Annotated in this window: 9 protein-coding genes; 1 reads left to right on the forward strand and 8 read right to left on the reverse strand. The window is 57.7% G+C overall.

Translation table 11 applies throughout. The annotated features are described in order from the left end of the window. The first annotated feature begins 504 nt into the window (after positions 1–504). Positions 505–1,350 (forward strand): tRNA cyclic N6-threonylcarbamoyladenosine(37) synthase TcdA, encoded by an 846-nt coding sequence (gene tcdA / locus AO242_RS03560; protein WP_027900577.1) that lies wholly within the window; start codon positions 505–507, stop codon positions 1,348–1,350. Here the strand turns inward: tcdA and AO242_RS03565 are convergent. From AO242_RS03565 to map, 8 genes are all read right to left on the reverse strand, one after another. Beyond that, positions 1,326–1,739 (reverse strand): SufE family protein, encoded by a 414-nt coding sequence (locus AO242_RS03565; RefSeq protein WP_099267688.1) that lies wholly within the window; start codon positions 1,737–1,739, stop codon positions 1,326–1,328. The genes tcdA and AO242_RS03565 overlap by 25 nt on opposite strands. Next, complete coding sequence (locus tag AO242_RS03570; protein WP_099267689.1) at positions 1,736–2,941, reverse strand: aminotransferase class V-fold PLP-dependent enzyme; 1,206 nt, start codon at positions 2,939–2,941, stop codon at positions 1,736–1,738. The genes AO242_RS03565 and AO242_RS03570 overlap by 4 nt, the downstream gene beginning before the upstream one ends. Before the next feature lie 57 nt (positions 2,942–2,998). Continuing rightward, positions 2,999–4,033: a 2,3,4,5-tetrahydropyridine-2,6-dicarboxylate N-succinyltransferase gene (gene dapD, locus AO242_RS03575; RefSeq protein ID WP_099267690.1), complete on the reverse strand. Its 1,035-nt coding sequence runs from the start codon at positions 4,031–4,033 to the stop codon at positions 2,999–3,001. Between the two features lie 36 nt (positions 4,034–4,069). Then, the gene (locus AO242_RS03580) at positions 4,070–4,411 is read right to left on the reverse strand and encodes an ArsC family reductase (protein ID WP_027900581.1); all 342 of its coding nucleotides are present in this window, start codon (positions 4,409–4,411) and stop codon (positions 4,070–4,072) included. Positions 4,412–4,668: 257 nt separating this feature from the next. Beyond that, positions 4,669–5,580 (reverse strand): hypothetical protein, encoded by a 912-nt coding sequence (locus tag AO242_RS03585; RefSeq protein ID WP_099267691.1) that lies wholly within the window; start codon positions 5,578–5,580, stop codon positions 4,669–4,671. A gap of 395 nt (positions 5,581–5,975) precedes the next feature. Further along, complete coding sequence (gene dapC / locus AO242_RS03590; protein WP_099267712.1) at positions 5,976–7,169, reverse strand: succinyldiaminopimelate transaminase; 1,194 nt, start codon at positions 7,167–7,169, stop codon at positions 5,976–5,978. 76 nt (positions 7,170–7,245) lie between these two features. Beyond that, the gene (locus AO242_RS03595; protein WP_099267692.1) at positions 7,246–9,942 is read right to left on the reverse strand and encodes a [protein-PII] uridylyltransferase; all 2,697 of its coding nucleotides are present in this window, start codon (positions 9,940–9,942) and stop codon (positions 7,246–7,248) included. A gap of 41 nt (positions 9,943–9,983) precedes the next feature. Further along, positions 9,984–10,766 carry a type I methionyl aminopeptidase gene (map, locus tag AO242_RS03600; protein ID WP_099267693.1) on the reverse strand — a complete coding sequence of 261 codons (783 nt, stop codon included), beginning with the start codon at positions 10,764–10,766 and terminating at the stop codon, positions 9,984–9,986. Between the last annotated feature and the right edge of the window lie 580 nt (positions 10,767–11,346).

The raw sequence follows: 11,346 nt of genomic DNA on the forward strand, positions 1-11,346 counted from the left end.
CGGTTGATAGCGCGGATGGTCCGGTGACGCACGGATCATATAAGGGCGCGAAAAAGGCGCTTATCTTAAAGCAAAACGGGAAGGGGGAGCCGGCGTTTATGGATAAGGGCGCTTATTTTCTCCAGTGAAAGGGGTGGCATCGGGCCGGTATCGTGAGCGTGCTTCAAATCGCGTAAGCCCCTTTCGCCAACAAGTTGGCTCCTACCTTTAAAACTGAACAGTCCGGGCCTCCGCGTCGCCGTGGCAGGAGCGAACTTGTTCGCGAGGCGGCATGCGTGAATAACCGCGTCAGCCCCTCTCGCCAACAAGTTGCCTCCTACCTTTAAAGGCGACCAGTCCGGGCCTCCGCGTCGCCCTGGTAGGAGCGAACTTGTTCGCGAGGCGGTATGCGTGAATAACCGCGTCAGCCCCACCTCAGTACATTTTCTGACCAATCACCCACCTTCAGGATGCCCTAACCCAGCCAAAGCCCTATAATGCGCGCCGGTTTTTGGGGTATTGGTCATGAGTTCAGAAGATCCGCGTTTTGCAGGTATCGCCCGTTTGTACGGCATCGAAGGTCTGGAGCGGCTGCGTGCCGCCCATGTTGCTGTGGTCGGTATCGGCGGTGTCGGTTCCTGGGCGGCTGAAGCCATGGCGCGTTCTGGGGTGGGTGAGATTTCCCTGTTTGATCTGGATGACGTCTGCGTCAGCAACAGCAATCGTCAGTTGCATGCGCTGGACAGCACCGTGGGTCGTCCCAAAGTCGAGGTTATGGCTGAGCGTCTGCGGGCGATCAATCCGGATTGCGTTGTGCACGCGGTGGCTGATTTCGTGACCCGCGACACCATGGCCGAGTACATAACGCCGGATCTGGATTGCGTGCTGGACTGCATTGACGCGGTTAACGCCAAGGCCGCACTGATTGCCTGGTGCAAGCGGCGCAAGATTCAGATCATCACCACCGGCGGTGCAGGTGGGCAGATTGATCCGACGCTGATTCAGGTCTGCGATTTGAACCGTACCTTCAACGATCCACTGGCTTCAAAGGTACGCTCGACCCTTCGCCGTGATTACGGCTTCTCCCGCACCATGAACCGCCATTACAGTGTGCCGTGCGTGTTCTCCACTGAACAACTGCGCTATCCGAAGCCGGATGGCAGCATTTGCCTGCAGAAGAGTTTTGTCGGGGATGGGGTCAAGCTGGATTGCGCCGGTGGTTTTGGCGCGGTGATGATGGTGACAGCGACCTTCGGCATGGTCGCGGCCACCAAGGCGGTAGACAAAATTGTTGCTGGTGTACGTCGCCCATCGGAGCGCGCCAAGCCGGTGTCGGTACCGCCGTCTCAGCCCGCCGCTTCCGTCAGCTGACGCATCCTCTGCAGCACGGCATTCAGGCCGTTGCTGCGTGAAGGGGAGAGTTGACGGCTCAGGCCTAGCTGGTTGAACCAGTCAGGCAAATCCACGTGCTGGAGCTCTGTTGCCGACAGACCATTGACCCGAGCCAGCAACAGCGCCACCAGACCACGAATCATCCGCGCATCGCTGGCGGCGCGAAACTGCCATTGGCTGTTCGTCATCTCACCCAATAGCCAGACTTTGCTTTCGCATCCGTGGACCAGATTTTCGTCTGACTTTTCATCTTCGTTCAGTACAGGCAATCGCTCGCCCCATTGCATGAGCAATCGCGCACGTTGCTCCCAGCCTTGAGGTTTAGCGAAGGTGTCCAGTGCGGTTTGTGCGTCGAGGGGCAGGTTCATCGTAATAACTCCAGCGCTTGATCCAGCGCGTTGAAGAAGTGTTGCAAGTCGCTTGAGTCGTTGTAGAGCGCCAGGGAAACCCGAATTGCCCCCGACAGGCCAAGGCTTTTCAGCAGCGGCATAGCGCAGTGATGACCCGCACGCACGGCGATGCCCTGTTCTGTCAGCAGATGCGCGAGGTCGGCGTTGTGCACGCCTTCCACTGTAAAGCTGACCAACGCCAGTTGCGGCTCGCCCAGCACCCGCACACCATCCCGCTGACGCAAGCCTTCAAGCAGCATCGCGTGCAGCGCTGCTTCATGCTCCAGCACTGCGCGGTGATCAAGGCTCTGCAAATAATCCAGCGTTGCGCCAAGGCCGATCACACCGGCAATCGGTGGCGTCCCGGCTTCGAAACCCAGCGGTGCCGGGCGGAATTTCGCATGGTCGTAATCAGTGGTCAGGACCATCTCGCCGCCGAACTGCCAGTGTTGCAGGCGCGGCAGCACGTCATTGCGGCCATACAGAATGCCGACGCCTTCCGGGCCGTATAGCTTGTGGCTGGAAAACACGTAGAAGTCGCAGCCCAGTGCTTGCACGTCATGTCGACCATGGACGACACCTTGAGCGCCATCCACGACCGTTAGTGCGCCGTGGGCCTTGGCCAGTGCGAGTAATTCCGGCAGTGGCTGCCAGGCGCCCAGCACGTTGGACAGTTGGCTCACAGCAAGCAGGCGGGTGCGGTCACCGATCATTTGCGCAGCGGCGCTCAGGTCGATCAGCCCTTGCTCATTGAGCGGCAGAATGACTAGCTTCAGATCGCGGCGTTGAGCCAGTTGCTGCCAGGGCAACAGGTTGGCGTGATGTTCCAGTGCGCTGATTACGATTTCATCACCGGCGACGAACTCATGCTCCAGGCCGTAGGCCAGTAGATTGAGCGCAGACGTAGCACCATGGGTAAAAATAATCTGACCTGTCTCACCGGCATTGAGCCAATGAGAAACCTTGTTGCGGCTGTCCTCAAACGCCTGAGTCGCATGAGCTCCCGGCAAATGTTGGGCGCGATGCACATTGGCTGCGCCATTGGCGTAGTAATGATTCAGGGCGTCGAGCAGGGCTTGAGGTTTCTGGGTGGTCGCGGCGTTGTCCAGATAGGTCTGGCCTTGCCGTTGCAGGGCGTCGATGGCTGGAAAGTCAGCGCGCCAAGGGGAAAAGAGGGGCATTTGCTTTGACTCGGTGAGTCAGGCCCGATCATGAGATCGGGCCTGATGCAGCATCGATCAGTTGTGAGCGTGCAGCGCTTCGTTCAGCTCGATGGCCGACTTGTGGGTTTTGCATTCCACAGCGCCGGTTTCGGAGTTGCGACGGAACAGCAGGTCAGGTTGACCAGCCAGATCACGGGCTTTAACGATTTTGACCAGCTTGTTCTGGTCATCGAGCAGCGCAACCTTGGTGCCAGCGGTCACGTACAGACCCGACTCCACGGTATTGCGGTCGCCCAATGGGATACCGATACCTGCGTTGGCACCGATCAGGCAGCCTTCGCCGACTTTAATGACAATGTTGCCGCCACCGGACAAGGTGCCCATGGTGGAGCAACCGCCGCCCAGGTCAGAGCCTTTGCCAACGAAGACGCCAGCCGAAACACGACCTTCGATCATGCCCGGGCCTTCGGTGCCAGCGTTGAAGTTGACGAAACCTTCATGCATCACGGTAGTGCCTTCGCCGATGTAAGCGCCCAGACGAATACGTGCGCTATCAGCGATACGCACGCCGGTCGGTACGACGTAATCGGTCATTTTCGGGAATTTGTCGACGGAGAACACTTCCAGCAGCTCGCCTTTGAGGCGTGCTTCCAGCTGGCGCGGGGCCAGTTCGTTCAGGTCGATCGCACCCTGGCTGGTCCAGGCGACGTTTGGCAGCAACGGGAAAATCCCGGCCAGGCTCAGGCCATGTGGCTTGACCAGACGATGGGACAGCAGATGCAGCTTGAGGTAAGCCTCAGGGGTGGACGTCAGCGCAGCATCTTCAGCGAGCAGGGTCGCGACCAGTGGTTTGTGGCTCTCTGCCAGACGGGTCAGCAATGCAGCCTGACCAGCGTCAACGGACTTGAGCGCTTCAGCCAGCTTCGACGCCTGATCGGTGTTGAAGGTAATGGCCTGGTTGCCACCGGTATAACCCAGTACTGGCGTTACAGCTGCGATCAATTCAGCGGACGGGTTGATCATCGGCTGAGCGTAGAAAACTTCCAGCCATGCGCCTTGACGGTTTTGAGTGCCGACACCGAAGGCCAGGCTGAACAGGGAAGTGGACATGCAAATACCTCTTACTAATTTAAAGGGCTATCTCAGTCAGGCGATAGCCGCTGCATACAGGTCTGGTTTAAAGCCAATCAGGGTTCTGTCGCCGAGATCGAGCACCGGGCGTTTGATCATCGACGGTTGAGCGAGCATCAGTTCAATCGCTTTATCCTGATCGAGGTCGGCTTTCTGCGCCTCGTCCAGCTTGCGAAAGGTGGTGCCTGCGCGGTTCAACACTGTCTGCCAGCCGTGCTCATTGCACCACCGGGTCAGGTGTTCGCGGTCAATACCTTGGGTTTTATAGTCGTGAAAGTCGTAGCTCACCGGCTTTTCATCGAGCCACGTGCGGGCCTTTTTCATCGTGTCGCACGCTTTGATCCCATACAGGTGCAACTTGTTGATTTCATCAGCCACGAGCTTGCCCCCTTTGAGACGGTTGAAAAACGGTCACGGATTATGCCACGGACAGGCGGGCTGGGCGTGTCCTGCCGACGTGTTTATGTACCCAGGCATGACTTTTTTGCCTGTGTCCTGCCGTTGGCTGAAGGTGACGCGATAGTTTAAGCCGCCAATATGGCACTTCGATGGGTACCACGACGGAATGGCGCAGTCGGGTCTCAATGAGGCCAAACCGCGCGTGGCAAAGCAGATTAACCTTGGCTAGCCGTCTTCTCAGCGCTCGCCGCCGTGCCCTGGGTACTTGTGGCGTCAGGTACATTTAAAGTGATAGCCGGCTGAGGCGTCCCGCCCGTCGAGCTGGATTTTTTGCCCGTGAATGGGTCTTCCTCGTCTTCCTCGACTTTTTCCGAGTTCATTTCGGCAATGATGTCGAACAGGGTTTTCTGGACCTTGGGCTTCTCCGGGTTTTCCAGGCTGGCAATGCTCTCCTCCAGCCCCTGGTGCATGCGCATCCAGGTTGCAGAGCTTTTTTCTTCGCTGCTCACTTGGTTCAGAAACTTCAGGCCCACCTTGAAGCGCGTGAGATCGTCACCTTGGTATGGATCGACAAAGTCGTTTTCCAGCGACGTCAAGCCACTGTACAGGCCCATCGCCAGGCCAAACTGACGGTTCATCGCATCAGATGCTTCCTCCTGCTCCGCTTTGGTAAACAGGCCGCCTTCATTCTTGCTCACCGCGTACAGAGACCTGCGGTCAAGATCGCCCAGCAACGAGTTGGTGTCAGCAGCTTCCTTGTCGTAACGGTTATAGGGGGTGCCGCTGGCTTTCATCTGTGCGTACTTGTCGTCCATGCGAGCGCGGGCGTCAGTGGCGACATCAGCGAAAGCCAGGCCTTTGGAGCTTGATTCAAGACCAGGGTTGGCAACTGCCATCAACAAAGCATTGGCACTCATGCCGGGACGAGTTGGATACAGTTTAGAGGCGGAGGAGGTTTTCTGACTGAGTTCGAGCGCTGCGCTGGAAAAGGTCGCCTTGTCGACGCTCGGTGCTTCCTCTTGGAGGGCAGTCGTTGATGCGGTAGCAGCCCTGGTTGGGCTGGTCGCTGCATTGACACCGTTATAGGCGGCAGTGCCACTGTTGGAGAGCGTCGATACAAGGCTCATATGTTCATCCATGACGTGAGTTTCAGGTTGTATCGGCTTTGAAACAAATACCTGAATAGGGAATTGTTCAATATCTCAGGCAGCGCCGGTGCAGGATTTTTGTAGGAGCTGCCGAAGGCTGCGATGGCGGTATGCCAGGAAGATTGTTATCGCAGCCTTCGGCAGCTCTTGGAGAAAATTTTGACAGGAGCCCACTTGTTGCTGGCATCACACTGTCGTCCAGAAAACAGTGGAGCTGTAGGAGTGAGCTTGCTCGCGATGGCGTTTAATCAGACGAAGTGCTTCGATTGGTAAATAGCTATCGCGAGCAAGCTCACTCCTACAAGGAGAAGGGGCTGTGCTCTCTAGCATTGATCAACACCCCACGGCACGTTGCATGCCGTGGGGAATACGCATCACTTGTTGATAAAGTCGCGAATTCGTTCTGCCGCTTCAATGCATTCGGCCAGCGGCGCAACCAGTGCCAGGCGCACGCGTCCAGCACCCGGGTTGAAACCGTCCACTTCGCGGGACAGATAGGAGCCCGGCACCACGGTCACATGTTGATCAACGAACAGATCGCGGCAGAATTCTGCGTCGTCGCCGCCAACGCTTGGCCACAGGTAGAAGCCACCGTCGGGACGCTGCACATCCATCACTGGTGCAAGAATCTCCAGCACTGCATCAAATTTCTCGCGATATAGATCACGGTTGGCGCGCACGTGTTCTTCATCATTCCAGGCCGCAATGCTGGCCAACTGGGTTTGTACCGGCATCGCGCAGCCGTGGTAGGTGCGATAGAGCAGGAACGCTTTGAGGATATCTGCGTCGCCTGCCACGAAACCGGAACGCAGGCCCGGCAGGTTGGAACGCTTGGACAGGCTGTGGAAAACCACGCAACGTTTAAAATCCTGGCGACCCAGTTCCACGCAGGCGCTGAGCAGGCCGGCAGGCGGGGTTTGTTCGTCGAAGTACAGCTCGCTGTAGCACTCGTCGGCGGCGATCACGAAGTCGTGTTCGTCTGCCAGTGCGATCAGCTTCTTCAGGGTTTCTACCGGGATCAGCGCGCCGGTCGGGTTGCCCGGAGAGCACAGGAACAGAATCTGACAGCGCTTCCAGGTATCGGCCGACACTGCGTCAAAGTCAGGGTTGAAGCCGTTCTCAGCCAGGCACGGCAAGTAGTGCGGCTTTGCACCTGCCAGAAACGCTGCGCCTTCGTAGATCTGATAGAACGGGTTCGGGCTGATAACCAGCGCGTCGTCGCCACGGTTGACCACGGTCTGGGTGAAGGCAAACAGTGCTTCGCGGGTGCCATTGACTGGCAACACGTTACGCGCCGGGTCCAGCCAGCCACTCGGCACGCCAAAGCGCCGCTCGCACCAGCCGGTAATGGCTTCGCGCAACGCCGGTATGCCCAGTGTTGTTGGATAGACGGCCATCTGGTCCAGGTTGTCGGTCATGGCTTTGGCGACGAAGTCCGGCGAGCGATGCTTGGGTTCGCCGATGGACAGCGCAACCGGGCGCTTGTCGGGGTTTGGCGTCACGCTGCCGAGCAGGGCACGAAGCTTTTCGAAAGGGTAGGGCTGGAGCAGTTGCATCGCGTTATTCATGGGGCTGGCTTCCAGAAGCAGGGCGCTCAAGTGGCTGAGCGCCATAAGTCGATTCATTGAACAGCGTCAGGTTGACTCAGATGCTGATGCGCAATTCGCCGGGCTCGTGATTGACGTTCAGTTGCTCGACGATGGCGTCCTGCAGCTGACTGCATAGCTGCGGATCGGACAACGGCTGGTTGTTGGCATCGGTGATGAAGAACACGTCTTCCACTCGCTCGCCCAGCGTGGCGATCTTGGCGTTTTGCAGCGACAGGTCGAACTCCAGAAATATCTTGCCGATCCGCGCCAGCAGGCCGGGGCGATCCGGTGCTGACAGCTCCAGAATGGTCACCGGACGCTGGGCATCGTTGTGGATCGTTACCTGAGGCGCAAAGGCGAAATGCTTGAGCTGGCGCGGTACGCGACGTTTGATGATCGTCGGGTAGTCGTCAGGGTTACGCAATGCTTCGGTCAGGCCTTCGCGAATCTGCTTGATGCGTTCAGGGTTATTGCCGATCGAGCCGCCGTCGTTGTCCAGCACGATGTAGGTGTCGAGGGTGAACTTGCTACTTGAGGTGATGACTCGGGCGTCATGAATGTTCAGGTTCAACTGGTCCATCGCCGCCACGGTCACTGCGAAGAAGTCATGCTGGTCCGGGGCATAAATGAATATTTGGGTACCGCCTTCAAACTCGCGCTGGGTGGTTTCCTTGATCAGTACCAGTGAGCCGCCATCTGAAGGCTGCTGCAATATCGCATCGCTGTGCCAGGCCACATCGCCAGCGGTGTGGCGCAGGAAGTAATCGTCGCCCAGTTGTGACCAGAGCTGCTCGACATCGTCCGGATCGGTGCCGTTGCGAACCAGGATGTCCAGCGCCGCAGTTTGTGTGCGGCGTATCTGTTCTTCGCGGTCCACCGGGTTTTCCAGGCCGCGCTTGAGGGCGCGCTTGGTTTCGGTGTACAGCTGGCGCAACAGGCTTGCCCGCCATGAGTTCCACAGCGTCGGGTTCGTGGCATTAATGTCGGCAACGGTCAGCACGTAGAGATAGTCCAGGTGGATTTCATCCCCCACGAACTGGGCGAAATCGTGGATCACCTGCGGATCGGACAAGTCCTTGCGCTGGGCCGTCGTGGACATCACCAAGTGGTGGCTGACCAGCCAGACGATGAGGCGCGTATCCCATGTCGGCAACTGATGACGAATGCCAAAGGCCTCAGCATCAACGGCACCGAGTTCCGAGTGGTCGCCACCGCGGCCCTTGCCGATATCGTGATAAAGACCGGCGAGGTAGATCAACTCCGGCTTCGGCAACCTGCCCATGACCTTGCTGGCCAGCGGGAATTTCTCCGACACCTGCGTGTATTGAAGCTTGCGCAGGTGTTTGATCAGATTCAGCGTGTGCGCATCAACCGTATAGATGTGGAACAGGTCATGCTGCATCTGCCCGACGATATGGCCAAACTCCGGCAAATAAAGCCCGAGAATCCCGTAACGGTTCATTCGGCGCAGGTTGCGATGAATGCCTAGCTCACACTTGAACAGCTCGATGAACAGGCTGGTGTTGCGAATATCGTTACGGAAATCGTCGTTGATCAAGTGCCGGTGTTCGCGCAGCAGCCGAATGGTGTCGGCGCGCACACCTTTGATTTCCGGGTGCTGGGCCATCAGCACAAAAATCTCGATCATGGCAAACGGCGTGCGTTTGAAGACGTTTGCGTGGGTCGCCTCGATATAACCGTCGTGTACCTGAAAGCGTGAGTTGAGCGGTTGAGTGATCGCGCCTTCGTCGTCGGTCAGGATGACCTCTTCGAAATGCTGGATGATCAGATCACTGAGTTGCGCGATGCTCATCACCACCCGGTAGTACTTCTGCATGAAGCGTTCGATGGCCAGCTTGGCGTCATTGTCCTGGTAGCCCAGCAGATTGGCGATGCTGCTCTGATGGTCGAACAGCAGGCGATCTTCAGAGCGGCCAGCCAGCATGTGCAGCGCGTAACGCACTTTCCAGAGGAAGTCCTGGGAGGAGGCGAGCAGGTTGTTTTCGCTCTCCAGCAAAAAGCCTTCGCCCGCCAGTGCGTGGAGATTCAAAGTGCCGTACTGGCGGCGGGCGACCCAGAGAATGGGCTGGATATCGCGCAGGCCACCGGGCGAGCCTTTAACGTTAGGCTCAAGGTTGTATTCGGTGTCGTTGTACTTGTGATGCCGGGTTTTCTGCTCGGCACGCTTGGCCAGGAAAAACTCTTTGCTGGGCCACATCTGTTTCGGGCTGGTGACTTCCAGCATGCGCTGACGCAGGCGTTCAGGTCCGGCGATAGTGCGGCTTTCCATCAGGTTAGTGATCACCGTCAGGTCGGCACGACCCTCGACTGCGCATTCATCCACCGAGCGCACGCTTTGGCCTACTTCAAGGCCGATGTCCCAAAGCAGCGTGAGAAAGCGCTCGATGGGCTCGCGGAAAACTTCGTGGTCAGCACTGTCCAGCAGGATCAGCAGGTCGATGTCCGAATAAGGATGCAGTTCGCCACGGCCATAACCGCCAACGGCCAGCAAGGCGATATCGGCTTCTTCGCTCCAGTCGAAATGGTCCCATGCCTGTTGCAGGATGTTGTCCACAAACCAGGCACGGTCTTCGATCAGGCGTCGGATATCGCGACCAGCCTTGAAGCGCGCATCGAGCACCTCCCGCGCGTTGCGGATGGCTTTCTTGAACGCGGCAATCGGACTTGCCTTCAACGCCAGTTCGGCCTGGAACTGACCACGGTCGAACAAATCGGGATCCACCTGCGGCATGGAACTGCTTTCCTTTTATCTAGATCAAGCGAGCGTTGTGATCAGGCTGATGTGCGGGCGATGGTGTCGTCGCTGCGCAGGGTAAAAATTTCATAGCCCTCAGCGGTCACCAGAATGGTGTGCTCCCACTGTGCTGACAGCTTGCGGTCCTTGGTGATCGCAGTCCAGCCGTCACCCAGCAGGCGGGTTTCGGCACGGCCCTGATTGATCATTGGCTCGATGGTGAAGGTCATGCCTTCTACCAATGCCATGCCTTCGCCAGCCTTGCCGTAATGCACGACTTGCGGCTCTTCATGGAACACCTTGCCAATGCCGTGGCCGCAATATTCGCGAACTACGGAGAAGCCGCTCTTTTCAGCGTGTTTCTGGATGACTTCGCCGATATCACCCAATGTTGCGCCAGGGCGGACAACTTCGATGCCTTTATACAGGCATTCCTGAGTGATTTTCGACAGGCGCTCGGCCCACTCGGGGACTTTGCCTACGTGAAACATCTTGCTGGTATCGCCGTGGTAGCCGTCTTTGATAACGGTGACGTCGATGTTCAGAACGTCGCCATTTTTCAATGGCTTTTCATTCGGGATGCCATGGCACACAACGTGGTTGATCGAGGTGCAGATCGACTTGGGGAAGCCTTTGTAATTCAGCGGAGCCGGTATAGCTTTCTGCTCGTTGACGATGTAATCGTGGCAGATGCGGTCCAGCTCTTCAGTGGTGACGCCAGGCTTGACGTAAGCACCGATCATTTCCAGGACATCGGCAGCCAGACGACCGGCAATGCGCATTTTTTCGATGTCTTCGGGGGTTTTGATGGTGACGGTCATACGAACTCTCTCGGCGCACAGGGGGCGCGGCTAATACGGAAAACGGCGATTCTAGCAGACCGTCGCAGGTGGGGGATTGTTGCTTCCTTATATAGGGTGTCGTGCGGGAGTTTTGTGTACATATCCGTTATGGCGGTAAGGGCTGGCATTGGTTGCGCCCTTACGGCGCCTCACTTTTGAGAGCCCAAAAGTAAGCAAAAGGCTCTTGCCCCATCACTTGGCACCTCGCTGGTGCTCGGTGTACCCGCCCGCAGATCCTGAACCGTGGGCCGCCGCAATGGGCCATCCATGGCCCGGTGCGGCTAACCCGGCGTCCTGCCGGGTTGCCCACGCTTCAGAATCTGCGTTCGGCCAGCGTGATTTAATGGGGCGCCTCAGATCAAAATCAAAAGCGCGGCGGCCTGACAGCCGACCTGATTTGTTGCCGCGGCATTGTAGGAGCTGCCGAAGGCTGTGAAGCGGAGTGTCAGGCAACGAATGCGTTGGCAGTGATGACGTCTCGCGAACAAGTTCGCTCCTACCCAGACTGTGTGAAAACCCAAGCCTCACCGCATAACCAAAAAAATGCCTCGACCTGTTC

It is taken from the genome of Pseudomonas sp. ICMP 561 (genome assembly GCF_002699985.1).
GTDB classification, from domain to species: Bacteria; Pseudomonadota; Gammaproteobacteria; order Pseudomonadales; family Pseudomonadaceae; genus Aquipseudomonas; species Aquipseudomonas quasicaspiana.